The sequence below is a fragment of the Nocardioides flavus (ex Wang et al. 2016) genome (assembly GCF_014653115.1).
In the GTDB taxonomy this organism is placed as follows: domain Bacteria; phylum Actinomycetota; class Actinomycetes; order Propionibacteriales; family Nocardioidaceae; genus Nocardioides; species Nocardioides flavus.
Genome location: NZ_BNAD01000004.1, coordinates 319946 through 343946, shown reverse-complemented (window position 1 = coordinate 343946; position 24001 = coordinate 319946). Strand labels below are relative to the sequence as shown.

25 protein-coding genes and 2 tRNA genes are annotated in these 24001 nt (G+C 72.1%); 17 read left to right on the top strand and 10 right to left on the bottom strand.

The genetic code is table 11. From position 1 onward, the window contains the following. Positions 1–8 precede the first annotated feature (8 nt). Positions 9–650: a sulfotransferase family protein gene (locus IE200_RS10345; protein ID WP_191279374.1), complete on the top strand. Its 642-nt coding sequence runs from the start codon at positions 9–11 to the stop codon at positions 648–650. Here IE200_RS10345 and IE200_RS10340 read toward each other — a convergent pair. Then, entirely contained in the window at positions 638–1540 is a 903-nt protein-coding gene (locus IE200_RS10340) for a 3-methyladenine DNA glycosylase (RefSeq protein ID WP_191279373.1), read from the bottom strand. The two genes, IE200_RS10345 and IE200_RS10340, sit on opposite strands and share 13 nt — an antisense overlap. 73 nt (positions 1541–1613) lie before the next feature. On the opposite strand from IE200_RS10340, the gene IE200_RS10335 reads away from it, so the two are divergent. The 7 genes from IE200_RS10335 to IE200_RS10305 all read left to right on the top strand — a co-directional run bounded on the left by IE200_RS10335 (position 1614) and on the right by IE200_RS10305 (position 7858). Next, positions 1614–2987 carry a pyridoxal phosphate-dependent decarboxylase family protein gene (locus IE200_RS10335; RefSeq protein ID WP_191279372.1) on the top strand — a complete coding sequence of 458 codons (1374 nt, stop codon included), beginning with the start codon at positions 1614–1616 and terminating at the stop codon, positions 2985–2987. A gap of 74 nt (positions 2988–3061) precedes the next feature. Continuing rightward, a complete protein-coding gene (locus IE200_RS10330) occupies positions 3062–4015 on the top strand; it encodes an ECF transporter S component (protein ID WP_191279371.1) in 954 nt (317 codons plus the stop codon). Between the two features lie 218 nt (positions 4016–4233). Beyond that, a complete protein-coding gene (locus IE200_RS10325; protein ID WP_191279370.1) occupies positions 4234–5046 on the top strand; it encodes a fumarylacetoacetate hydrolase family protein in 813 nt (270 codons plus the stop codon). Between the two features lie 22 nt (positions 5047–5068). Next, positions 5069–6535 (top strand): glutamate--tRNA ligase, encoded by a 1467-nt coding sequence (gene gltX / locus IE200_RS10320; protein ID WP_191279369.1) that lies wholly within the window; start codon positions 5069–5071, stop codon positions 6533–6535. Between the two features lie 7 nt (positions 6536–6542). Then, entirely contained in the window at positions 6543–7550 is a 1008-nt protein-coding gene (locus IE200_RS10315) for a CPBP family intramembrane glutamic endopeptidase (RefSeq protein WP_191279368.1), read from the top strand. Positions 7551–7623: 73 nt separating this feature from the next. Next, a tRNA-Gln gene (locus tag IE200_RS10310) sits at positions 7624–7695 on the top strand. 90 nt (positions 7696–7785) lie between these two features. Next, positions 7786–7858 (top strand) — tRNA-Glu (locus IE200_RS10305). A 230-nt stretch (positions 7859–8088) separates the two neighbouring features. On the opposite strand, the gene IE200_RS10300 is transcribed toward IE200_RS10305, so the two are convergent. Genes IE200_RS10300 through IE200_RS10285 form a run of 4 tightly spaced genes read right to left on the bottom strand, consistent with a single transcriptional unit; the run spans position 8089 to position 11562 of the window. Next, the gene (locus IE200_RS10300; RefSeq protein ID WP_229856372.1) at positions 8089–8493 is read right to left on the bottom strand and encodes a universal stress protein; all 405 of its coding nucleotides are present in this window, start codon (positions 8491–8493) and stop codon (positions 8089–8091) included. Beyond that, a complete protein-coding gene (locus IE200_RS10295; protein WP_191279367.1) occupies positions 8490–10034 on the bottom strand; it encodes a tripartite tricarboxylate transporter permease in 1545 nt (514 codons plus the stop codon). Before IE200_RS10295 ends, IE200_RS10300 begins: the two co-directional genes overlap by 4 nt. After that, positions 10034–10570 carry a tripartite tricarboxylate transporter TctB family protein gene (locus tag IE200_RS10290; protein ID WP_191279366.1) on the bottom strand — a complete coding sequence of 179 codons (537 nt, stop codon included), beginning with the start codon at positions 10568–10570 and terminating at the stop codon, positions 10034–10036. Before IE200_RS10290 ends, IE200_RS10295 begins: the two co-directional genes overlap by 1 nt. Beyond that, on the bottom strand, positions 10567–11562 hold the full coding sequence (locus tag IE200_RS10285; protein WP_191279365.1) for a Bug family tripartite tricarboxylate transporter substrate binding protein: 996 nt from the start codon (positions 11560–11562) through the stop codon (positions 10567–10569). The genes IE200_RS10290 and IE200_RS10285 overlap by 4 nt, the downstream gene beginning before the upstream one ends. 118 nt (positions 11563–11680) lie before the next feature. On the opposite strand from IE200_RS10285, the gene IE200_RS10280 reads away from it, so the two are divergent. The 4 genes from IE200_RS10280 to IE200_RS10265 are packed head-to-tail and all read left to right on the top strand — an operon-like array spanning position 11681 to position 16017. After that, positions 11681–13303, top strand: coding sequence for a sensor histidine kinase (locus IE200_RS10280; protein ID WP_229856371.1), 1623 nt, complete (start codon positions 11681–11683; stop codon positions 13301–13303). Beyond that, the gene (locus IE200_RS10275; RefSeq protein WP_191279363.1) at positions 13300–14025 is read left to right on the top strand and encodes a response regulator; all 726 of its coding nucleotides are present in this window, start codon (positions 13300–13302) and stop codon (positions 14023–14025) included. The genes IE200_RS10280 and IE200_RS10275 overlap by 4 nt, the downstream gene beginning before the upstream one ends. A 29-nt stretch (positions 14026–14054) precedes the next feature. Continuing rightward, positions 14055–15533, top strand: coding sequence for a DNA-3-methyladenine glycosylase 2 (locus IE200_RS10270; RefSeq protein ID WP_191279362.1), 1479 nt, complete (start codon positions 14055–14057; stop codon positions 15531–15533). A gap of 1 nt (position 15534) precedes the next feature. Continuing rightward, positions 15535–16017 (top strand): methylated-DNA--[protein]-cysteine S-methyltransferase, encoded by a 483-nt coding sequence (locus IE200_RS10265; protein WP_191279361.1) that lies wholly within the window; start codon positions 15535–15537, stop codon positions 16015–16017. Here the strand turns inward: IE200_RS10265 and IE200_RS10260 are convergent. After that, on the bottom strand, positions 16014–16493 hold the full coding sequence (locus tag IE200_RS10260; protein WP_191279360.1) for a hypothetical protein: 480 nt from the start codon (positions 16491–16493) through the stop codon (positions 16014–16016). The two genes, IE200_RS10265 and IE200_RS10260, sit on opposite strands and share 4 nt — an antisense overlap. A gap of 32 nt (positions 16494–16525) precedes the next feature. Then, entirely contained in the window at positions 16526–17248 is a 723-nt protein-coding gene (locus IE200_RS10255) for an IclR family transcriptional regulator (protein WP_090972091.1), read from the bottom strand. Positions 17249–17327: 79 nt separating this feature from the next. On the opposite strand from IE200_RS10255, the gene leuC reads away from it, so the two are divergent. The 3 genes from leuC to IE200_RS10240 all read left to right on the top strand — a co-directional run bounded on the left by leuC (position 17328) and on the right by IE200_RS10240 (position 20158). Further along, positions 17328–18734, top strand: coding sequence for a 3-isopropylmalate dehydratase large subunit (gene leuC / locus IE200_RS10250; protein WP_191279359.1), 1407 nt, complete (start codon positions 17328–17330; stop codon positions 18732–18734). Between the two features lie 3 nt (positions 18735–18737). Further along, positions 18738–19337 (top strand): 3-isopropylmalate dehydratase small subunit, encoded by a 600-nt coding sequence (gene leuD / locus IE200_RS10245; RefSeq protein ID WP_191279358.1) that lies wholly within the window; start codon positions 18738–18740, stop codon positions 19335–19337. A 113-nt stretch (positions 19338–19450) separates the two neighbouring features. Then, on the top strand, positions 19451–20158 hold the full coding sequence (locus IE200_RS10240; protein WP_191279357.1) for an HU family DNA-binding protein: 708 nt from the start codon (positions 19451–19453) through the stop codon (positions 20156–20158). Between the two features lie 27 nt (positions 20159–20185). Here the strand turns inward: IE200_RS10240 and cofC are convergent, their stop codons facing one another. Then, a complete protein-coding gene (cofC, locus tag IE200_RS10235; RefSeq protein ID WP_191279356.1) occupies positions 20186–20860 on the bottom strand; it encodes a 2-phospho-L-lactate guanylyltransferase in 675 nt (224 codons plus the stop codon). 117 nt (positions 20861–20977) lie between these two features. On the opposite strand from cofC, the gene IE200_RS10230 reads away from it, so the two are divergent. Both IE200_RS10230 and IE200_RS10225 read left to right on the top strand, forming a co-directional pair. Continuing rightward, positions 20978–21757: a lysophospholipid acyltransferase family protein gene (locus tag IE200_RS10230; protein WP_229856370.1), complete on the top strand. Its 780-nt coding sequence runs from the start codon at positions 20978–20980 to the stop codon at positions 21755–21757. Then, positions 21754–22755, top strand: a complete 1002-nt coding sequence (locus tag IE200_RS10225) for an NAD(P)H-dependent glycerol-3-phosphate dehydrogenase (protein ID WP_191279355.1) — start codon at positions 21754–21756, stop codon at positions 22753–22755. The genes IE200_RS10230 and IE200_RS10225 overlap by 4 nt, the downstream gene beginning before the upstream one ends. Before the next feature lie 25 nt (positions 22756–22780). Here the strand turns inward: IE200_RS10225 and IE200_RS10220 are convergent, their stop codons facing one another. Both IE200_RS10220 and IE200_RS10215 read right to left on the bottom strand, forming a co-directional pair. Further along, positions 22781–23404, bottom strand: coding sequence for a hypothetical protein (locus tag IE200_RS10220; RefSeq protein WP_191279354.1), 624 nt, complete (start codon positions 23402–23404; stop codon positions 22781–22783). Further along, positions 23401–23958: an RNA polymerase sigma factor gene (locus IE200_RS10215; RefSeq protein ID WP_191279353.1), complete on the bottom strand. Its 558-nt coding sequence runs from the start codon at positions 23956–23958 to the stop codon at positions 23401–23403. Before IE200_RS10215 ends, IE200_RS10220 begins: the two co-directional genes overlap by 4 nt. Between the last annotated feature and the right edge of the window lie 43 nt (positions 23959–24001).

The following is a 24001-nucleotide window of genomic DNA, read 5'->3' as shown; positions in this document are numbered from 1 at the left end:
TCGTGCCCGTGATCGCGTCCCACCAGCACCGCTTCATCTTCCTCAAGACCCGCAAGACCGCGGGCACGAGCGTGGAGATCGCGCTGTCGAAGGTGTGCGGGCCCGACGACGTCATCACCGAGATCAGCCCCGAGGACGAGGAGCTCCGCCGCGCCGCGGGCGGCCGGCCGCCGCAGAACTTCCAGTCGCCCCCGCTGCCGCGCAAGGCCTACAACCACATGGGCGCCAAGGCCACCCGCGACCTGGTGGGCGCCGACGTCTTCGCCGACTACTTCACCTTCGCGATCGAGCGGAACCCGTGGGACGCGGTCGTGTCGCTCTACTTCTGGAAGTACAAGGACCGCGACGAGCTGCCCGACTTCGAGACCTACGTGCAGGAGGTCTGGATCGAGCAGCTCGCCAACAACCGCCGGCTCTACCGCATCCGCGGCAAGATGGTGCTCGACCGGGTGCTGCGCTACGAGAACCTCGACGCCGAGCTCCGCGAGGTGTGGGACCACCTCGGCCTGCCCGGCGAGCCCGACCTGCCGCGCGCCAAGGGCAACGCCCGCCCCGCCGGCCACTACCGCGAGCTCTACACGCCGACCTCGCGCGAGCGCGTCGCCACGGTCTTCGCGGACACGATCGAGGCCTTCGGCTACGAGTTCTGAGCCGCGACCGCGAGCAGCCGCTCGCACTCGGTCACGAGCCGCGCCCGCAGCGGAGCGCCGCGCTCGGCGAACCCGCGCTGCGCCTCGACGTACGTCGCCTTGCCCTCCGGCGTCTCGATCCGCACCGGCTCGAAGCCGAGGTCGGCGAGGTCGTACGGAGCCGCGCGCATGTCGAGCACCCGGATGTCGCGGGCGAGCTCGAAGCAGTCGGCGACCAGGTCGCTCGGGATCATCGGGCTGAGCCGGAAGGCGTGCTTGTAGAGGTCCATCCCGGCGTGCAGGCAGCCGGGCTGCTCGAAGTCGGCACGGTCGTCGCGGCCGGGCTGCAACGTGTTGAGCGGCCGCGCGGTCGGGGTGAAGAAGCGGAACGCGTCGAAGTGCGAGCACCCGACCCGGTGCGACTCCACGACCGCGTCCGTGCCCTCGGGCCCGAGCCGCAGGGGCCAGTCGTGGCGGGTGCCGTGCTCCGCCGAGCGGTGGACCATCGCCCACTCGTGCAGGCCGAAGCAGCCGAACTGCGGCGCGCGCCCGGCGGTCGCGACGAGCAGCGCGTGCAGCCGGCCGACCAGCGGCCGCTGGGACGCGACGTACTCCTCGGTGACCGCGACCAGGTCTCGTGACGGGCGCTGGGCGCCCTCCTCGACCAGCGATGGCGGCCCGTAACCCTTGAGCCCCGCGTGCTCCACCGCGTCCTCCAGCGCCACGCCGTACCCCGGGTGCCAGCGACGCAGCTGCGCGGGCCGGTGGGAGTAGTAGGTGAAGAGGAAGTCGTGGACCGGGTGCTTCACCTGGTCGGCGCGACGGGCGAGGTGCGGCTCGACGAACGCGTCGACCCGCGCGGCGTGGGCCTCGGCGAGGGGACGCCACTCGGCCGCGGACAGCACCTTCACTGGTCCGAGTCTAGGGCCAGACCACCCGTCACGACCCCTCGACCGCGCCGCCGCGCGCGAGCACACTGACGACATGGACGCCCACCGCACCGCAGGGCTCGACCGCGCCCAGCTCCACGCGCGGGAGTGGCTCGGCTCCCTCTCGCACCGGCCCGTGCCGCCCCGGATCGGTGCCGACGAGGTGGCCCGGCGGCTGGACCCGGTGCTCCAGGACGGGCCGCGCGACCCCGGCGACGTCGTCGACGAGCTCGTCCGGACCTGCGAGCCGGGCCTGACCGCGATGCCCGGCGGCCGCTTCTTCGGGTTCGTCATCGGGGGTGCGCACCCGGCGGCGCTCGCGGTCGACTGGCTGGTGAGCGCGTGGGACCAGAACGCCGGGCTCCGGATGCTCACGCCGGCCCACTCGGCGGTCGAGGACGTGACCGAGGCGTGGGTCGTGGACCTGCTGGGCCTGCCCGAGGGGAGCGCGGTGGGCTTCGTCACCGGCGGCACGATGGCCAACTTCACGTGCCTGGCCGCCGGGCGCGACGAGGTGCTGCGCCGCGCCGGGTGGGACGTGGCCGAGCGCGGGCTGGTCGGCTCGCCGGGCGTACGCGTGCTGGTCGGCGCCGAGCGGCACGACACCGTCGACCTCAGCCTGCGCTACCTCGGCCTCGGTGCCCCCGAGCCCGTCGCGGCCGACGACCAGGGTCGCCTCGAGGCCGCGGCGCTCGCGGCCGCCCTCGAGGCCGGGGACGGCCGGCCCACGATCGTGTGCCTCCAGGCGGGCAACGTGCACTCCGGCGCGTTCGACCCGTTCGACGAGGCGGTGACAGCCGCGCACGACGCCGGCGCCTGGGTGCACGTGGACGGCGCGTTCGGGCTCTTCGCCGCGGCCTCCCCGCGACACCGGCACCTCATGGCGGGGGCGGAGCGCGCCGACTCCTGGGCCACCGACGCGCACAAGACGCTCAACGTGCCGTACGACTGCGGGCTCGCGATCGTGCGCGACCGGGCCGCGCTGCGGGCCGCGATGGGCATGCGCGGCGACTACCTGATCCACGACGCGGCGGGGGAGCCGTTCGACAAGGTGCCGGAGATCAGCAGGCGTGCCCGTGCCTTCCCCGTGTGGGCGGTGCTGCGCGCGCTCGGCCGCGACGGGGTCGCCGACCTCGTCGACGGGTTCTGCGACCACGCGGCGGCGTTCGCCGAGGGCATCGCCGCGATCGAGGGCGCCGAGGTCCTCAACGACGTGGTCTTCACGCAGGTGTGCGCGTCGTTCGGCGACGGCGACGACGACCGCACTCGCGCGGTCGTCGCGGCGATGCTCGCCGAGGGGACGGCGTGGACGACGGGCTCGCGCTGGCACGACCGCGCCGTGCTGCGGGTGAGCGTGAGCAACTGGTCGACGACCGTCGACGACGTCGCCCACACGCTCGCCGCGCTGCGCCGGGCGGCCGGTCACTAGGGACGGCGTCCGAAAGCCGGGTCAGCGTCCCCGGCGCTGGTTAGACTCCGGCCGGGCACGACCGGGGGAGACGCATGGAGCAGGGACCGTACGACGAGCTCGTCGCTCGCCTGCACGGCCTGCGGGCCGACGCCGGTCTCCCGTCCTACGGCGAGATCGCGGCTCGCGTCAGCCGCATCCGCCGCGAACGCGGGGCGAGCCCCGAGCAGGCGCGCGTCGGGCGTACGACCGTCTACGACGCGTTCCGCCTCGGGCGCCAGCGGATCGACGCCGACCTCGTCGGTGACATCGCCCGGGCGTTGGGCAGCGACGAGGAGGCGGCCGCCCGGTGGGCGGTCGACGCTCTCGAGGCGCGCGGTGTCACCGTCCCCGCGACCACCCCCGCTGGCGGGCCCACGCCGGACTCCGGAGCACCGCGGGCCGACGACCCGCCGGTCCCGGACACCCCCGCGCGCGTGCCGAGACCGTGGCTGGCCGGTGTGCTGGTGGCGAGCGTCGTGGTCAACCTGCTCGGGCGCGGGCTGGTGGACCTGTTGGCGCTCCCGGTCTACCTCGACATGGTCGGCACCGCGTGCGCCACGATCCTGCTGGGGCCCTGGTGGGGGGCGCTCGTGGGCGCCTCGACCAACACGGCGGGGGTCGCCGTCAGCGGACTCGACTCGCTGCTGTTCCTGCCGGTCAACGTCCTCGGTGCCCTGATCTGGGGCTACGGTGTGCGCAACCGCTCGCTCGTGCGCTCGATCCCGCGGTTCTTCCTGCTCAACCTCGTCGTCGCCGTCACGTGCTCGAGCCTGGCCGTCCCCATCATCGTGATGCTCGAGCAGGGGTTCTCGGGCCGCGGCACGGACCTGGTCACCAGGAGCGCGCTCGTGTTCCTCGGCTCGATATGGGCCTCGGTCACCATCTCCAACCTGCTCACCTCCGTCGTCGACAAGCTGATCTCCGGGTTCGTGGCGCTGACGGTCCTGGAGTCCCTGCCGTCCCACGTCCGGGCGGCGATGCCGCGGGGCTGGCTGCGCGCGGCCTGAGCCGGGAAGAAACCTGTTCGGACTTGTTCGGACTGCCCTCGGTCAGCGTCGATCGCCGTGCCGGGCGTTGCAGGATGGTCGCGAGCACCGCCGCGTGGGGCGGCGGTGGGTCCGGGTCGCGGGGGTGTCCGGACCAGCAGCTCGTTCGGGAGGTCTCGGCACGGGGGCGGGACCTCCCGACGTCTGCCCGGCACCGCCCGGTTGGATAGCCTCGCCGCATGCGCATCTGTCGGTTCACCACGGGCGAGGAGCCCCGGTTCGGCGTCGTCACCGGCGAGGTCGACGAGTTCGGCCAGCCCGACGAGGACTCGGTCGTGGTCGCCCTGGCGGGCGACCCCCTCTACGTCGGGGTCAAGCTGCTCGAGGAGCAGCACCGCCTCGCCGACGTACGCCTCCTCGCGCCCATCATCCCGCGCAGCAAGGTCGTGGGCATCGGCCGCAACTACGCCGCCCACGCCGCCGAGCTGGGCAACGACCTGCCGGCCGAGCCGCTGATGTTCCTCAAGCCCAACACCACCGTCGTCGGCCCGGGCGACCCGATCTTCTACCCGCCGCAGACCAGCAACCTGCACTACGAGGGCGAGCTGGCCGTGGTGATCGGGCGGATCTGCCGCGACGTGCCGGCCGAGCAGGCCACCGACGTGATCTTCGGCTACACGATCGCCAACGACGTGACCGCGCGCGACCTCCAGCGTGCGGACGTGCAGTTCACCCGGGCCAAGGGCTTCGACTCCTTCTGCCCGCTCGGGCCGTGGATCGAGACCGACCTCGACCCGCAGGCGTTCGCCGACGGCCGCCAGGTCCAGACGTTCCTCAACGGTGACGTCGTCCAGGACGGGTCGACGGCCGACATGATCTTCGACGTGCCGACCCTCGTCGCCCACGTCTCCTCCGTGATGACGCTGCTCCCCGGTGACGTCATCCTCACCGGCACCCCCGAGGGTGTCGGCCCGATGCAGGTCGGTGACGAGGTCGAGATCTCGATCGCCGGCATCGGCGCCCTGACCAACCCCGTCGCCCAGCGCAGCTGACCCAGAGAGTCCGACCATCGCCATGAGCACCCCCGTACGCGTCCGCTTCTGCCCCTCGCCGACCGGCTCGCCGCACGTCGGCCTGGTCCGCACCGCGCTCTTCAACTGGGCCTTCGCGCGCCACCACGGCGGGCAGATCGTCTTCCGCATGGAGGACACCGACAAGGAGCGCAGCACGCAGGAGTCCTACGACGCGATCCTCGAGCTGTGGCGCTGGCTCGGCCTCGACTGGGACGAGGGCGTCGAGGTCGGCGGGCCGCACGGCCCCTACAGGCAGAGCGAGCGCGGCGACGTCTACCGCGACGTCCTGGCCCGCCTGCGCGAGTCTGCCCACACCTACGACTGCTTCTGCACCACCGAGGAGGTCGACGCACGCCGCAAGGCGCTGGGCTCGAAGGTGCAGGGCTACGACGGCTTCTGCCGCGACCTGCCGGACGAGAAGCGCGCGGCGTTCGAGGCCGAGGGCCGCCGGCCGATCGTGCGGTTCCGGATGCCCGAGGGGTCGATCACCTGGACCGACCTCGTCCGGGGCGACATCACCTTCGACGCCGAGCACGTCCCCGACTTCGCCCTCTCGCGCGCCAACGGCGACCCGCTCTACACCCTGGTCAACCCCGTCGACGACGCGCTCATGGAGATCACCCACGTCCTGCGCGGCGAGGACCTGCTCTCCAGCACCCCGCGACAGCTCGCGCTCCTCGAGGCTCTCGTCGCCCTCGGGATCGCCAAGGAGGTGCCGGCCTACGGCCACCTGCCCTACGTGATGGGCCAGGGCAACAAGAAGCTCTCCAAGCGCGACCCCGAGGCGCACGCGCTGGCCTACCGCGAGCAGGGGTTCCTGCCCGAGGGCCTGCTCAACTACCTCGCGCTGCTCGGCTGGTCGATCGCGGCCGACCGTGACGTGTTCTCGATGGCCGAGATGGTCGAGGCGTTCGACATCAAGGACGTCAACCCCAACCCCGCGCGCTTCGACCTCAAGAAGGCCGAGGCCATCAACACCTCGCAGATGCGGCTGCTGTCGCTCGACGACATCACCCACCGGGCGCTGCCGTTCCTCAAGGAGGCCGGCGTCGTCGGCGACCCGGTCAACGACGCCGACGCCCGGATGCTCGAGCTGGCGATGCCGCTGGTCGCCGAGCGGATCAACAAGCTCACCGAGGCCGCCGCCATGCTCGGCTTCCTCTTCGTCGACGACGCCGACTTCGAGCGCGACCCCGACGACGTCGCCAAGGTGCTCGACGAGACCGGCCGCGGCGTGGTGCAGGCGTCGTACGACGCTCTCTCCGGGCTGCGCGAGTGGTCGACCGCCGCGATCGAGGAGGCGCTGCGCGTGGCGCTGATCGAGGGCATGGAGCTCAAGCCCCGGGTGGCGTTCGGCCCCGTACGCGTGGCCGTGACCGGTCGTCGCGTGAGCCCCCCGCTCTTCGAGTCGATGGAGCTGCTGGGCCGCGAGCGCAGCCTCGCGCGGCTCCGGTCGGCCCTGGCCTGACACGCCCATGGCCCGTCCGCTGCCGCCCGACTTCCAGCCGCAGTACCACCAGCTGCACCGGGTCGGCCGTCCTGGGGAGTGGCGCTCGGTCCTGGGCGCCCTGCTGCTGCTGGTCCTGGTCTTCGGCCTCGTGCCGCTCGTCATCGGCGGCATCGCGTTCGTCGTGCTTCTGCTGTCGGGCAGCACCACGGACGAAGCGGGCGCCGTCCTCGACGTGACGGGCGAGGCCACGCCCGCGGGACTCGCCCTGCTCAACGCGATCATCGCCGCGGCCATCCCGCTGACCTTCCTGGTCACGTGGTGGCTGCACCGGCTCAAGCCGCGGTGGGTGTCGTCGGTCGCGCCGCGGCTGCGCTGGGGCTACCTGTTCGTGTGCCTCGGCCTGTCGGTGGTGGCGCTGGTCGCGTCGCTGGGAGTGGCGCTGCTGCTGCCGCTCGAGGCGGGCGACGTGCCGGTCGGCGAGGTCAACGACTTCACCACCCGCACGCGCGACTTCATCATCGTCATCCTGCTCCTCACGCCGTTGCAGGCGGCCGGCGAGGAGTACCTCTTCCGTGGCTACCTCACCCAGGCGTGCGGCTCGCTCGTGTGGGGGAGGAGGGCGTCGCAGGCCCTGGCGGTCCTCGTGCCGGCGCTGGTCTTCGCGCTGTTCCACGGGCTCTCGCAGGACTGGCCGGTCTTCTTCGACCGGTTCGCCTTCGGGGTGGTCGCGGGCATCCTCGTCATCCGTACGGGCGGGCTGGAGGCCCCGATCGCGATGCACGTCCTCAACAACTTCCTCGCCTTCGGCCTCGCGCTCGCCTTCGGCGACCTGACCTCGGCGCTCAACGCCGAGGGCGGCGGCAGCTGGTGGACGATCCTGTCCACCCTGACGCAGTCGCTGGTCTACCTCGGCCTCGCGACCTGGGTCGCGAAGGCGATGGGCCTGGTCAACGTCGGTCCACCCGTCGGCGGACCCGCGCTCCCACCCCCGAGCGGGGACCCCGTTTTGGCCGTGCCCCCACCGCGCGTGTAACGTTCAGCCTCGGTTCGGCAGTGGTTCACACCGTCGGTCCGCGTGGGTGGTCGGAGGCGATCCGATACCCCCATGGGGTATGGTGTAATTGGCAACACGGCTGATTCTGGTTCAGTTGTTCTAGGTTCGAGTCCTAGTACCCCAGCAAGATCCCGGCCTCAGGGCCAGGATTTGGAGCGGGAACTCCGGCGCCGCTAGAGTTCCTCTCCGTTGCTCCTCGGAGCAGCACCTGCAAGCCCCCGTTGTGTAGCGGCCTAGCACGTCGCCCTCTCAAGGCGGTAGCGCCGGTTCGAATCCGGTCGGGGGTACAGCACACGAAGGGCCCGGTCACCAGACCGGGCCCTTCGTCGTTTCCTGCTGCCGCCGTTCCATCCGGTGGTGGCGGCACATTGCAGCGGTTGGGGTGACCAACGTGCGATCTGCCGCCACCCAGTGGTGCTGGTCCGTCGTGGTGGCGGCACATCGCAGTCGATGCGGTGCCGTACGCGCGATCTGCCGCCACCACGTGGGTCGACCGCGGGCGGACCGCGCGGACCGCTCAGTGCGGGGGCTTCACCGCCAGCACCGCACAATCCGCGCCGAGCAGGATCCGCTGCGCCACGCTGCCCATCAGCAGCTTGCCGACGGGCGAGCGGCGGCGCAGGCCGATCACGACCAGGTCGGCGGTGACGTCGCCGGCCACCTCGAGCACCTGGTCTCCGACATCGGCGCCCATCGAGCGGCGTACGTCGACCTCGATCCCGCTCTCGGCGAGACCGGCCGTCAGCCGGCCCAGCTGCTCCTCGTCGGCGTACCGGTCGTCGACGAGGGCGTCGCCGCGGGTGGCGTTGACCACGACGATGCGTCCCGAGCGGAGCCGGGCCTCCTCGACCGCGCGGTCCAGGGCCGCCTGGCCGTACTCGTCGGGCGACCACCCCACCACGATCGTCATCTGCTGGCTCATCGCACCTTCTCCTCTTCGACGGCAGGGATGTCGAGCTCCTCGGCCACGTCGGACGGGGCCGGACGCACCCGCCGCAGCGCCAGGGGGGCCGCGACCGCGATCGCGACGACCACGTAGATGACGACAGCGAGCGGCTCGCTCCACAGCCCGGAGACCTCGCCACCGGAGATGGCCATCGCCTCACGCAGCCGGAGCTCCATCAGCGGCCCCAGGATGACGCCCAGGATCAGCGGCAGCACCGGGAGCCCGAAGCGGCGCATCGCGAGGCCGAGCAGGCCGAGCAGCACCAGGAGGAGGAGGTCGAAGGCCTGCAGGTTGGCGGCGTACGCCCCGAGCGCGGCGAAGAACAGGATGCCGGCGTAGAGCTGGGGCCGGGGGATCCGGAGGAGCTTGGCCCACACAGGGGCGAGCGGCAGGTTGAGCACGAGCAGCAGCGCGTTGCCGATCAGCAGGCTGGCCAGCAGCGCCCACACCAGCTCGGGCTGGTCGGTCATCAGGCCGGGGCCGGGCTCGATGCCGTAGCCCTGGAGGGCTGCGAGCATGACGGCCGAGGTCGCGGTGACGGGCAGGCCGAGCGCGAGCAGCGGGACGAACGTGCCCGCGGCCGAGGCGTTGTTGGCCGCCTCGGGGCCGGCGACGCCCTCGATCGCACCCTTGCCGAACTCGTCGACGCCCTTGCGCTTCGCGATCCGCTTCTCGGTCAGGTAGGACAGGAACGTCGGGATCTCGGCGCCGCCCGCGGGCAGCGCGCCGAACGGGAAGCCGTACGCCGTGCCGCGCAGCCACGGCCCCCACGACCGCTTGAAGTCCGTGCGGTCCATCCAGGGACGGCCGACCGGGATCACGTGCAGGGGGCTGCGGCGCAGGTGTGCCGCCACCCAGAGCGCCTCGCCGAGGGCGAAGATGCCGACCGCCACCACGACGACGTCGATCCGGTCCGCGAGCAGCGGCTGGTCGAAGCTGAGCCGGGGCTGCCCGGTGTTGAGGTCGAGGCCGACCAGCCCGATCGTCAGGCCGAGGAACAGTGCGATGAAGCCGCGCAGCGGGGAGCCGCCGAGCACGCTGGTCACCATGATCATGGCCAGCACCATTAGCGCGAAGTAGGACGGTGCGCCGATCTCGACCGCCACCGACGCCAGGGCCGGGGCGAAGAAGACGACGAGCAAGGTGCCGATCGTGCCGGCGATGAACGAGCCGATCGCAGCCGTGGCCAGCGCCTGGGACGCGCGTCCGGCCCGCGCCATCAGGTTGCCCTCCAGCGCGGTCATCACCGACGCGGACTCGCCCGGTGTGTTGAGCAGGATCGAGGTCGTCGAGCCGCCGTACATGCCGCCGTAGTAGATGCCGGCGAACATGATGAAGGCGCCGATCGGGTCGAGGCCGTACGTCACGGGCAGCAGCAGCGCCACCGCCATGGCGGGGCCGATGCCGGGCAGCACGCCGACGAACGTGCCGAGGAGCACGCCGATGCATGCGAAGAGCAGGTTCTGCGGGGTGAGGACGGAGCCGAAGCCGTCCATGAGCAGGGAGAGGTTGTCCATCACAGCACCCCGTCCAGGATCCCGGCGGGCAGGATGACGCCGAGGCCCTCGTGGAAGGCGTACCAGCTGCTCACCGACAGCACGAGCCCGACGATGACGTCACGCACGAGCGTGCGGCTGCCGAGCGACCAGGCCGAGCCGACGAAGAGGATCGCGCCGCTGATCGCCCAGCCCAGGAACGAGACGGTGAGGACGGTGACCATGAGGACGCCGACCAGCTTGAGGACGGTGATCCAGTCGGCCGGCTGGCGCAGGTCGACGTCCTCGCCGCCCTCGGCCTCGGCCACGTCACCGCGGAGGGTGGCGATCGCGAGCAGCACGCCGAGCAGCACCGTCACGGCGCCGATGACGTACGGGAAGACGCGCGGGCCGACGGGGTCGCCGAAGCCGACGCGCAGAGTGGTGGCGTCGTAGAACGTGTATGCGCCGACCACGACCAGTGTGCCGGCCAGGCCGAGCTGAGCGAGGTCGCGGTCGGGACCGGGGGCCGTCCGCGGCGATTCCGCGGTGGTGGGGGTGTCGAGTGGTGTGCTCACAGCAGGTCCAGCTCCTCGAGGGTGGTGGCGACGCGCTCGTCCTGCTCCCGGAGGAACTGGGTGAACTCGTCGCCGGTCTTGAACTCGTCGATCCAGCCGTTGTCCTCGAGGGCCTGCTGCCACTCGGGGGTCTCGTGCATCTCCTCGAGCATCCCGATGAGCTCGTCGCGTCGCTCGTCGCTGATGCCGGGGGGCGCCCAGACGCCGCGCCAGTTGGTGAAGACCAGGTCGATGCCGGCCTCCGTGAGGGTGGGCGCGTCGCTGATGCCCTCCCCCTTGAGCCGCTCCTCGCCGGACACGGCCAGCAGCCGGAGCTCGCCGGACGAGAGCTGGCCCTCGAACTCGCCGACGCCGGAGAAGCCGACGTCGATCTTGTTGCCGAGCAAGGCGCTCGTCAGAGGACCGCCGCCGTCGTACGGCACGTAGCTCACGTCGCGCGGGTCGATGTCGACGGTGCTCGCCAGCTGCATCGGGAACAGGTGGTCGGGACCTCCTGGCGAGGACCCGCCGCCGACGACGATGGAGGCCGGGTCGTCCCGCCACGCCTGCACGAGGTCGTCGATCGTCTCGTACGGCGAGTCGGCGGGGACGAGGACGCCCTCCTGGTCCTCGATCAGCTGCGCGAGCGGTGTCGCGTCGTCCATCGAGTACGGCGCACCGAACGAGTAGAGCGACCCCACCACGCCGAGTCCGGCCGTCATCAGGGTGCGCTCGTCGCCCTCGGCGTTCATCAGCCGTGTCATGGCGACCGACCCGCCGGCGCCGATCACGTTGGTGACCTCGAAGGAGCCGCCGGTGATGTCGCCGTTCTCCATGACCGCGACCGCGGCGCGGCCCGTCTGGTCGTAGCCGCCGCCGGGGCTGTTGGGGATCAGCATGGTCAGGTCGCGGCTCTGGTCGCCGCGCGTGACGCCGCAGCCCGTCGCCAGGAGCAGCGCGCTGGCGAGCGCGGCCACCGTGGCGACCGCCTGCCTCGTCCTTCGGCGCATCATGTGCTCTCCGATCTCTCGTGTGTCTCGTGCGGGTCGTCCTCGCGGGAGGGCCCATGACGATGGTGGAGACTGCGTGTGGTGCTCGTCACGCTTGGGTAAGCAATGGAGGTTGTGGAACTTGTGGTCACGCTCGCGGTGGTGGCCGGCGACGCTCGCCGGCCAGTTCCTCGTGCTGCAGCTGACCGTGCTGCTCGTCGTGGTCGCAGTGGCCAGCATGGTGTCGGTGCAGCAGAGCGACGCCGACTTCCGTGACACGCGTGGCGCCGACCTGCGCGCGGAGGCGGAGTCGATGGCCAACATCCCGGCCGTCCGTAGGGCCTTCATCCGCGACGAGGTGGTCGAGCGGCGGGTCTCGCTGACGTCCTACACCCAGCAGGCGCGCACCAGGGTCCAGGCCAGCGGCGTGTACCTCACCGACCCGGATGGCGTGGTCCTGGTCAGCAGCGACTTCGCCGGACGCGAGCGCAGCATCGACCTGTCGGCGAGCACCGTGCAACGCCTGCGCACCTGGACCGGCGACGTCGACGACTTCGGCACCCCGTCGATCGCCGCACAGGTGCCGATCATCAACCGCGCGGGCGACCTCGTGGGCATCGCCATGGTCGCCGAGGAGTACCCGACCTGGTCGGAGCGCGCCCGCGGCGTGCTGCCCGACCTGCTGACCTTCGCCGGGCTGGGACTCGCGCTCGGGGTGGCCGGCTCGTTCCTGCTCTCGCGCCTGATCCGGCGGCGTACACGCGGCCTCGAACCGGCGGCCATCGCTGCCCTCGCCGACCAGCGCGAGGCGCTGCTGCACTCGATCCGCGAAGGGGTCGTCGCGGTGTCGGTGGACGGCGCGATCACCGTTGCGAGCGACAGCGCACGCGAGCTCATCGGTCTCGACGGCGACGTCGAGGGGCAGCACGTCGACGACCTCCACCTCGACCCCGCGGTCCGGGACCTGCTCGCCGACGACGCCGAGATCCGCGACCACGTCGTCGTCCTGGGGGAGCGGGTGCTGGTCGTCAACCGCAACCCGGTCGTCGAGCGCGGCCGACGGGTCGCGTCCGTCACCACGCTGCGCGACCGGACCGAGCTCCTCGCCCTGCAGAGCGAGCTCAGCGCGCGCGAGTCGATCACCAACACCCTGCGTGCCCAGACGCACGAGTTCCACAACCAGCTGCACACGATCTCCGGCCTCGTGCAGCTGGGGGAGTACGACGAGGTGTCGCGCCTCGTCGGCACCCTGAGCCGTCGCCGACGGGAGATCTCCGACGCCGTGACGGCTCACGTCGAGGACCCCGCGGTCGCGGCCCTCCTCATCGCCAAGACCAGCCTCGCCGCCGAGCGCGGCGTCGACCTGGTCATGGCCGCTGGCTGCGACCTCCCCCGGCTCGACCCGGAGGCCTCGACGGACGTCGGCACCGTCCTGGGCAACCTGGTCGACAACGCCGTCGACGCCTCGGTCTTCGTGGGCGGCACGTCCGTCGAGGTCGACCTCCGTCTCGACGGCGACGTCGTACGCCTCGCCGTGTCCGACACCGGCCCCGGAGTGCCGCCGGAGCTCGTCGGCCAGATCTTCCGCCGGGGTTGGAGCACCAAGGCCTCGACGGCCGAGGGCCGGGGTGTCGGGCTGGCGCTCGTGCAGGTGGTCTGCGAGCGTCGTGGCGGCGCCGTCACCGTCCACCCGGGGGCGGACGGCGCCGGCGCGGTGTTCGAGGCGCGGCTGCCCGGAGCAGGAGCAGGGGTGGAGGTGGGATGACCGGACCAGCAGACGCGATCACGGTGCTCGTCGTCGACGACGACTTCATGGTGGCGCGCATCCACACGCAGTTCGTCGAGCGGACCGACGGCTTCGTCGTGGTCGGGGTCGCCAGCAGCGGCCAGGCCGCCCTCGACGACGTGGTGCGGCTGCGACCCGACCTGGTCCTGCTCGACGTTCACCTGCCCGACATGACCGGGATCGACGTGCTGCGTCGGCTGCGCGCGGCCGGCGATGACGTGGGCGTGCTCGTCGTCACCGCTGCCCGGGAGGCCGACACGGTGCGGGCCGCGGCGTCCGGAGGCGCGGTCCACTACCTCGTGAAGCCGTTCGACTACGAGGACCTCCGCGTGCGCCTCGAGTCCTTCCGAGCCGCGCGGAAGGCGCTCTCCGGTGGCGCCGCACCCGGTCAGCAGGACATCGACGCGGTCTTCGGTGCGGCGGTCGTGCCGCCCGCCACCACGAGCCTGCCCAAGGGGCTCAGCCCGGAGACGGCCGACGCGGTGCTGGCGTCGCTGGGTGACGCCGCGGAGCTCTCCGCCGCCGAGTGCGCGGACCGCGTCGGTATCTCGCGCGTGTCCGCACGTCGCTACCTCGAGCACTTCGTCACTCGCGGTGCGGCGAGCGTACGGCTGCAGTACGGCGGGGCGGGGCGTCCCGAGCGTCGCTACCGCCGCGCTCTCCCTGATCGGCACACGCCCGTGTCCGATTCCCGCTGGTGAAGCGTGGTCCGGCCTGACAGGCTCGAGGCATGACGCCGACCGGACACCTCGACACCGACGCGTGCTACCGCGCGGTCCAGAGCCGGGATCGTCGCTTCGACGGGGTGTTCTACACCGCGGTGCGCACCACCGGGATCTACTGCCGGCCGTCGTGCCCCGCGCGCACGCCTGCCGTCGGCAACGTGACCTTCCACCCGACCGCGGCCAGCGCGCACGCCGCCGGCTACCGCGCGTGCAAGCGCTGCCTGCCGGACGCCACCCCCGGCAGCCCGGAATGGGACGTCGCCGCCGACGTCGCCGGTCGGGCGATGCGCCTGATCGCCGACGGGCTCGTGGACCGGGAAGGAGTCGAGGGGCTGGCGCGTCGCGTCGGCTACACCCCGCGCCACCTCGGCCGGCTGCTCACCCAGGAGCTCGGTGCCGCACCGCTCGCCCTGGCACGGGCCCGACGCGCCCAGAGCGCGCGGGCACTCATCGAGACCACCGACCTGCCGCTCACCGACGTCGCCTTCGCGGCGGGTTTCGCCAGCGTCCGCCAGTTCAACCAGACCCTGCGCGAGGTCTACGCCGCCTCGCCGAGTGAGCTGCGCGGGCGGCGTACGGGCTCACCCAGCGCCGGCGCCGTCGCGATGCGGCTGCCGGTCCGCACCCCCTTCGCCGGCGGCCGTCTGCTCGACTTCCTCGCCTACCACCTCGTGCCGGGCGTCGAGGTCGCCGGACCGGGGTGGTACGCCCGCACACTCGACCTGCCGCACGGGGCCGGCACCGTGCGCGTCGAGCTCGCCGACCTCCCCGAGGGCGGCACCGGCTTCGTCACCGCCCGGTTCCACCTCGACGACCTGCGCGACACCGCCGCGGCGAGCGAGCGCGTACGCCGGCTGCTCGACGCCGACTGCGACCCGCGCGCGGTCGACGAGCACCTCAGCGCCGACCCGGTGCTGGGACCGCTGGTCCGCGCCACGCCCGGGCTGCGCGTGCCCGGCCAGGTCGACGGCGACGAGACAGGGGTGCGTACGGTGATCGGCCAGCAGGTCAGCGTCACCGGTGCCCGCACCGTCGCCGGTCGCATCGTGGCGGAGCACGGCAGGGCGGTCGCGACGACGGTGCCGGGCCTGACCCACTTGTTCCCTGACGCCGCGCGGCTCGCGGCGCTCGACCCGGCCACGTTGCCGATGCCGCGCGCGCGGGGCCAGGCGCTGGTCGGGCTCGCCTCGGCGCTCGCCGACGGACGCGTCCTGCTCGATCGCGGTCCCGACCGCGACGACGTACGCCGCGCGCTGCTGGCGCTCCCGGGCATCGGGCCGTGGACCGCCGACTACGTCGCGATGCGCGCCCTCGGGCACCCCGACGTCTTCCTGCCCACCGACCTCGCGGTGCGTCGGGTCCTGGCCGACCTCGGAGGGGACCCGGATCCCGCGACCTGGCGACCGTGGCGCTCCTACGCGCTGATGCACCTGTGGAACACCCTGATGCCGTCCCTCCCGACCGGCCCGACCGAGGAGACCTGACATGTGGACCGTGATGCCCTCGCCGATCGGCGACCTGCGCATCGTCGAGCGCGACGGCTCGATCGTGGCGATCGAGTTCTCACCGTTCGTGCCGCCCGCCGACGGTCGCCCGCTCGGCGCGCGCTCCGATGCTGCACCCGTGCTCGCCGAGGCCGTGCGGCAGCTCACGGCCTACTTCGCCGGCGAGCTCACCGTCTTCTACCTGCCCCTGGCGCCCGTCGGCACCGACTTCCAGCGCCGCGTGTGGAGCCAGCTGGAGCAGATCGGCTACGGGGAGACCGCGTCCTACGGCGAGATCGCCGGCCGGCTGGGGATGACCAACGCGGCCTCACGCGCGGTCGGCCTGGCCAACGGCCGCAACCCGATCCCGATCGTCGTGCCGTGCCACCGTGTCATCGGCGCCAACGGCACGCTCACCGGGTACGCCGGTGGGCTCGAGCGCAAGCAGCAGCTCCTCGAGCTGGAGCAGGACGCGCTGTTCTAGGTCTCGTCGGGCCCGCGCCGGCCGTCCGGACGGTGAGCCGTGCCGCCGACTGCCGCCCCCACCCCGGCAGGCAGGAAGACCAGGCCGGCGGTCCAGACGGCAAGGAAGGCATCGAACCGCACGCGCTCGGCCAGGCTCATGCTGTCGTCGGCCTCGATCGTCGCAAGACCGAGCAGCCAGAGCAGCCCGAACGCCATGGCCACGATCGCCCAAGTCGCCGCAGTCGGCCCCGCGCCCCGACGCCTGCCGTCGACGTTCGCCCATGCGAAGCTGACGAGCACGACGAGGCCGAAGCCGATCAGGCCCGCGCCGATGTTCGCCCCACCGCCGTCGTCCGGGAAGAGGATGGGGTTGGCAGCGTAGTAGCCGGTCAGGGCGGCACCCATCACGACCAGGCGGACAACGACTCGGACGGCGATGACGACGGCGGGATGTCCCATGTCGCCAGCCTGCCCCTCGTTGCTGCGAGACGACACCGCAGGCGTACTCAGGCCGCGATCAGCGCGGATTACTCCGAGGCGGCCCGCCGCAGCGACTCCGAGAGCCGGTCGGCCGCGGCGAGGACCGCGGGCGCGTGCATCCGGCCGGGCTGGCGCGAGAGCCGCTCGAGGGGGCCGGAGACCGACACCGCGGCGATGACCTTGCCGCCGGGGGAGCGGACCGGGGCCGAGACCGAGGCGACGCCCTGCTCGCGCTCGCCGACCGACTGGGACCAGCCGCGGCGGCGGATGCCCGAGAGCGCCGTCGCGGAGAACGCGGCGTTCTGGAGGCCGCGGTGCATCCGCTCCGGGTCCTCCCAGGCGAGCAGGATCTGGGCGGCCGAGCCGGCGTTCATGGTGAGCTGCGAGCCGACCGGGATCGTGTCGCGCAGGCCCGACGGGCGCTCGGCGGCGGCGACGCACACGCGGTGCTCGCCCTGCCGGCGCCAGAGCTGAGCCGACTCGCCGGTGATGTCGCGCAATCGGGCCAGGACCGGGCCGGCAGCCGCCAGCAGGCGGTCCTCGCCGGCCGCAGCGGAGAGCTCCGCGAGGCGCGGGCCCAGCACGAAGCGACCCTGCATGTCGCGGGCCACGAGACGGTGGTGCTCGAGCGCGACCGCGAGGCGGTGCGCGGTCGGTCGGGCCAGCCCGGTGCCGGCCACCAGCCCGGCCAGCGTGGCCGGTCCGGCCTCGAGGGCCGCGAGCACGAGAGCGGCCTTGTCCAGCACTCCGACGCCAGATCCGTTGTCCATATGCCGATATTGTCATCTCAGGGAGTGGGATGCAAGATGTAGCGTCGCCCTACCGCACGAAGCAGAAGGAGTTGGAGTCATGGGCAAGACCCTGTCCGAGAAGGTCTGGGACGAGCACGTCGTCCGGAGCGCCCCCGGAGAGCCCGACCTGCTCTACATCGACCTCCACCTCCTCCACGAGGTGACCTCGCCGCAGGCCTTCGACGGCCTGCGCCTCGCCAACCGTACGGTGCGCCGCCCCGACCTCACGCTGGCGACCGAGGACCACAACGTCCCGACCGTCGACTGGGACAAGCCGATCGCCGACCCGGTGAGCCGCACGCAGGTCGAGACGCTGCGCAAGAACTGCGCCGACTTCGGCGTCCGCCTGCACCCGCTCGGCGACGTCGAGCAGGGCATCGTCCACGTCGTCGGCCCGCAGCTCGGCCTCACCCAGCCGGGCATGACGATCGTGTGCGGCGACTCCCACACCTCGACCCACGGCGCCTTCGGCGCGATCGCCTTCGGCATCGGCACCTCCGAGGTCGAGCACGTCCTCGCCACGCAGACCCTGACCCAGGCCAGGCCGAAGACGATGGCCGTCACCGTCAACGGCAGCCTCCCCGAGGGCGTCACCGCCAAGGACCTGGTGCTCACCCTCATCGCCCACACCGGCACCGGCGGCGGGCAGGGCTACATCGTCGAGTACCGCGGCCAGGCCATCGAGGAGCTCTCGATGGAGGGCCGGATGACCGTGTGCAACATGTCGATCGAGTGGGGCGCCAAGGCAGGCCTGATCGCGCCCGACCAGACGACCTTCGACTACATCGAGGGCAAGCCGGAGGCGCCCAAGGGCGCCGACTGGGACGCGGCCCTCGCCCACTGGAAGACGCTGCGCACCGACGACGACGCGGTCTTCGACAAGGAGATCGTGCTCGACGCCTCGACCATGACGCCCTTCGTCACGTGGGGCACCAACCCCGGCCAGGGCGCGCCGCTCGGCGCGAACGTGCCGAGCCCCGACGACTTCGAGGACCCCGTCGACCGGACCGCGACCGAGAAGGCCCTCCAGTACATGGGCCTGGAGGCCGGCACGCCGCTGCGTGACGTCAAGGTCGACACCGTCTTCGTCGGCTCCTGCACCAACGGCCGCATCGAGGACCTCCGCCTGGCCGCCTCGATCCTCGAGGGTCGTACGGTCGCCCCCGACACCCGCCTGCTCGTGGTGCCCGGCTCGGTGCGCGTGCGCCTCCAGGCCGAGGCCGAGGGGCTCGACAAGGTCTTCGTCGCCGCCGGCGCCGAGTGGCGCGGTGCGGGGTGCTCGATGTGCCTGGGCATGAACCCCGACCAGCTCGCTCCCGGCGAGCGGAGCGCCTCGACGTCCAACCGCAACTTCGAGGGCCGGCAGGGCAAGGGCGGACGTACGCACCTGGTGTCCGTCCCCGTCGCCGCGGCCACCGCAGTGCGAGGCACCCTCTCCAGCCCTGCAGATCTCCAGGAGGCCTGACCCATGGACAAGTTCACCACCCACACCGGCGTCGGCGTCCCGCTCAAGCGCAGCAACGTCGACACCGACCAGATCATCCCGGCCGTCTACCTCAAGCGCGTGACCCGCACCGGCTTCGAGGACGGGCTGTTCGCGGCCTGGCGCAGTGACCCCGACTTCGTGCTCAACGACCCGACGTACGCCGGTGGCTCGGTGCTCGTCGCCGGTCCCGACTTCGGCACCGGCAGCTCGCGCGAGCACGCCGTGTGGGCCCTGCAGAACTACGGCTTCAAGGTCGTCATCTCCTCGCGCTTCGCCGACATCTTCCGCGGCAACTCCGGCAAGGCGGGGCTGCTCGCCGCGCAGGTCGACGAGAAGGTCCTCCAGCGACTGTGGGACTGGCTCGACGACAACCCGGGCGGCGAGATCACCGTCGACCTGGAGAGCCGTACGGTCCGCGCGGGCGTCGGCGAGGGCGCAGTCGAGGACTCCTTCGACATCGACGACTACACGCGCTGGCGTCTCCTCGAGGGCCTCGACGACATCGGGATCACCCTCGGCCACGACGACGCGATCACCTCCTTCGAGGCGGAGCGACCGCACTGGAAGCCCGTCACCGCCTGAAAAAGCCCTACAAACAAGGGCGATGGTGATTGTCCTCACCCTTCCATGTGCCTAGCGTGCCTTGCAGGGTCGAGCACGAGCTCGGCATCCGGGTTCATTGGGAAGGGAAGCTAGTGAACAAGTCAGAGCTCATCGACGCGCTCGCCGCGCGTTACGAGGGGAACCGCAAGCAGGCGGCCCACGCACTGGAGTCGGTGCTCGACACCATCACCCGAGAGGTCGCCAAGGGCGAGAAGGTCGCGATCACGGGCTTCGGCTCCTTCGAGAAGGCGGTCCGCAACGCGCGCTGGGTGCGCAACCCCCAGACCGGGGAGCGGATGAAGTCGAAGAAGAAGGCCGTGCCGAAGTTCTCCGCGGGCAAGGAGCTCAAGGACGTCATCTCGGGTGCGAAGAAGCTGCCCAAGCTGACCGCGGCCACCATGCCGAAGCCGCCGGGCGTACGGGTGGCGGCCGCTGTCGTCGCCAGCGCCACGGGCAAGAAGGCGGCCCCGGCGAAGTCGACGGCGGCGAAGTCGTCCGCACCGGCGGCGAAGAGCACCGCCTCGAAGACCGCGGCCAAGAAGACCACGGCCACGAAGACGACGGCCAAGAAGTCCGCTCCTGCCAAGAAGGCCACACCGGCCACGAAGACCGCCGCCAAGAAGTCGGCGCCGGCCAAGAAGGCCAGCACCGCCAAGAAGACGACGGCCAAGAAGACGACCACGGCTTCCTCGACCGCCAAGAAGACGAGCGCCAGCACGTCAGCGCCGGCCAAGAAGGCCGCGGCCAAGAAGGCTCCCGCCAAGAAGGCGCCGGCCAAGAAGACCGCCAAGAAGTCCTGAGCCCACCGGCTCCGAGCGCAGGGCGGGTCACCCCGAGCGGGTGGCCCGCCCTGCGCATGCGCGTGTGGTGTGCGGTCCGACCCCGGCGGCCAGCGCGGCGTCGAGGTCGTCGAGGTCGTCGACGTCCGTACGCACGCTGGTGGCGGCGGTGCCCGACTCGACCGCACCCGCGTCGCGGTGGCGTGCGGCCGAACCCACGCCGAACTGCGGGTCGAAGTGCCCGGCCGGTGCGGCGTACAGCGTCGTTCCCGTGCCGGCCCGGTCGGGCACGAACGCGGACCGTCCGGCGCGCGCGTGCTGCTCGACCTCGCGGAGCACCTGGGCGAGCTCGACCGGTCGGAGCCCGGGGAGGTCGGCGCAGAGGGCGACCGGCACGGTCCCGGGCCAGCGACGCGCCGCCTCCACGGCGGCCTGGACGAGCGTCGCGTTGAGGTCCTCGCTCGCGCCGTCCGGCACGACCTCGCACCCGAGCGCACGCATCGAGGAGGCGAGCCGGAAGTCGTCGGTGACGACCAGCACCGCTTCCACTCCCGGTGTCGCAGCGGCCGCCTGTGCGGTGTCGAGGGCGATCGCTTCCGCCACCCGACGACGGACGTCCTCGCCCAGACCGACCAGACGGGACTTGCCGTGGGCGGGCGGCTTGACGGGCACGAGCAGCACGCACCGCAGCGGTGCGGCCTGGAGCGGCGGGAGAGCAGGCATCGCGCAGATTCTCCCATCCCGGACCAGCGTGCCGCTGGGGTCCGTGCACCGGGGTGACCGAGTAGCCTGCTCGCGACGCAGGGAGCGTCGACGGGAGAGCGTTCGAGAGGGGGGACGGTGCGCGTCAGGAAGCTGCAGCAGAAGCGTGGCTGGGCGATGACCGTGGCCGCTGGCATCCTCAAGCCGACGCTGCTCTCCGCCACCTCCCGCACCTGGATCGACGGGGACAAGATCCCCGCGACCGGCGGCTGCATCGTGGCGATCAACCACATCTCCCACGTGGACCCGCTGCTCTCGGCGCACTTCGTCTACGACCACGGACGGCTGCCGCGCTACCTCGCGAAGTCGAGCCTGTTCAGCAACAAGTACCTCGGCGGGTTCCTCACCTCTGCCGGCCAGATCCCCGTCGAGCGACTCAGCCGCAACGCCATCGGCGCCTACGACGCGGCGGTGCGCGCGATCGGCGAGGGGGAGTGCCTGGTGATCTATCCCGAAGGCACGCTGACCCGCGACCCCGACCTGTGGCCGATGCGGGGCAAGACGGGCGCCGCACGCATCGCGCTCGCGACGGGCTGCCCCGTCATCCCGGTGGGCCAGTGGGGCGCGCACGAGGTGCTGCCGCCCTACACCAAGCGGCCGCACCTCGTGCCCCGCAAGAACATCGTGATGAAGGCAGGTGACCCGGTGCCGCTCGACGACCTGGCCGCCCTGCCGACGTCGGCAGCCGCGACCGCGCGCGCCACCGACCGGATCATGGCGGCGATCACCGCGCTCGTCGCCGACATCCGCCACGAGACCGCTCCCGAGCAGCGCTACGACCCGCGCGCGAGCGGCGTGCGCGAGATCGGTAACCCCCACGATGAGCCCCACCGAACGAAGAGGAAGCACCACCGATGACCAAGATCGCAGTCTTCAGCGCCGGATCGTGGGGCACCGCGTTCTCGCTCGTGCTGGCCGACGCCGGCAACGACGTGTCGCTGTGGGCACGGCGCGACGAGGTCGTCGAGGCGATCAACGAGCGCAGGGAGAACACCGACTACCTGCCCGGCATCGAGCTGCCGCCGTCGATCACCGCGTCGACCGACTTCGAGCAGGTGGCGGCGGACGCCGACGTCGTCGTGCTGACGGTGCCGTCGCAGAGCCTGCGGGAGAACCTCACGACGTGGGCTCCGGCGCTGCCGGAGAAGGCGACGCTGGTCTCGCTGATGAAGGGTGTCGAGCTCGGGTCGCTGCTGCGGATGAGCGAGGTGATCCAGGAGGTCGCCGACGCCTCTGCCGACCGGATCGCCGTGGTCAGCGGTCCCAACCTCGCGCGCGAGATCGCGCGGCGCGAGCCGGCCGCGTCCGTCGTCGCGTGCCTCGACGAGGACCGCGCCAAGCACATCCAGGCGATCACGCACGGTCCGTCGTGGCGCCCGTACACCTCGGTGGACGTCCTCGGCTGCGAGATCGGCGGCGCGTACAAGAACGTCGTCGGCCTCGCGGTCGGCATGGCGGTGGGCCTCGGCTTCGGCGACAACACCACGGCCTCGGTCATCACCCGCGGCCTCGCCGAGACCGCGCGCCTGGCCACCGCGCAGGGCGCCAACCCGCTGACCCTGATGGGCCTCGCCGGGCTCGGCGACCTCGTCGCCACGTGCTCGTCACCGCTCTCGCGCAACCGCACGTTCGGCGAGCGGCTGGGCCAGGGCATGACGACCGAGGAGATCTACGCCTCGACGCGCCAGGTCGCCGAGGGCGCGAAGTCCTGCAAGTCGCTGCTCGAGCTGGCTCGCCGTACGGGCGTCGACGCCCCGATCGCCGAGGCCGTCGACGCCGTCGTGGACGGCAGGATGACCGCCCTCGACATGATGAACTCCTTCATCGCGCGCGACACCAAGCCTGAGCTGCACTGAGGGTCCGGCCAGCCGAGCAGCAGCCTCAGCCCGACGCCGGCACGATCTCGCACGCACCGACCGCCCCGCTCGCGACCTCCGCGGTCACCGACGAGCTCGACCCATCGACCACGCGTTGGCCGTCGCGCTCCCAGACCTCGTCGATCTGCTCCTGCGTCATCGCCTCCATCGACAGCACCATGACGAAGGTCTCCCCGTCGCGCACGGCACCCGGCGGGAGCGTGACGCGCACGAGGTCATCGCCGATCGACAGTGACAGGCGTACGTCTCGACCGACCTCGGTGTAGCGGCCGGGCGCGCAGCCCTGCAGGTCCGGCAGGTAGGTGATGTCCGCCTCGATGCCGTGCTCCTCCAGCGCCCGCTCGAGCCCGGCAGCGTCCTCGGGTCGGTTGATCTCGACCTCGATCTCGCCGGCGTTGCCCTCCTGCACGGAGTACACCGGGGTCGTGCCGAGCCCGGGCACGAGGACGACGGCGAGCACCGCGGTGGCCGCGACGCCTGCGGCGACCGCAAGGGCGCGACGGCGTGTACGCACCGACGACGGGGCGGCCTCCGTGGAGGGGGTGGTGGCCACCTCACGCCGGAGCTCGACGAGCAGACGGGTCTCGAAGGCGTCGAGCTCGTCGGGGACGGGGGTCTGCGTGGTCATGCGATCACCTCGAAGGGGCTCGGGAGGACGTCCTGGAGCCGGGCGCGTGCCCGGTGGTAGCGCACCCGGGCGTTGCCGGCGGTGATGCCGAGCACCTGCGCTGCCTCGGCGAGGCTGAAGCCGTCGACGGCGACGAGCTCGACGACGGCACGCTGGTTGTCGGGAAGGGCGGCCAGCGAGCGGTAGAGCTCGCGAGTCATCCGCTCGCCGTCGATGCGGTCGGCGATGCGCTCGACCGACTGGTCGTCGAGCAGCGCCCTGCCCGACAGCCGCCCGTTGGCCCGGGACTCGCGCACCCTCCGGCGGACGTGGTCGGCGACGACGTTCCTGGCGATCCCGGCCAGCCAGGAGGCGGCGCTGCCGGCCTCGGCGTCGTAGGTCGTCGCGCTGTCGACGACGGCCAGGAAGATGTCCGCGGTCAGGTCCGCGGCGGTGTGCGGGTCATCGACGCGGCGGGCGACGAAGCGACGTACCCATGGCAGGTGTTCGCGGTAGAACGCCTCGAAGGCGTCCGGGTCCCGCCCCACGGCAGGGACGTCGTGCGGAGTGTCCATGCCCGTACTTCGCCCCATGGGGCCGAAGCGTTACACGGAGGAG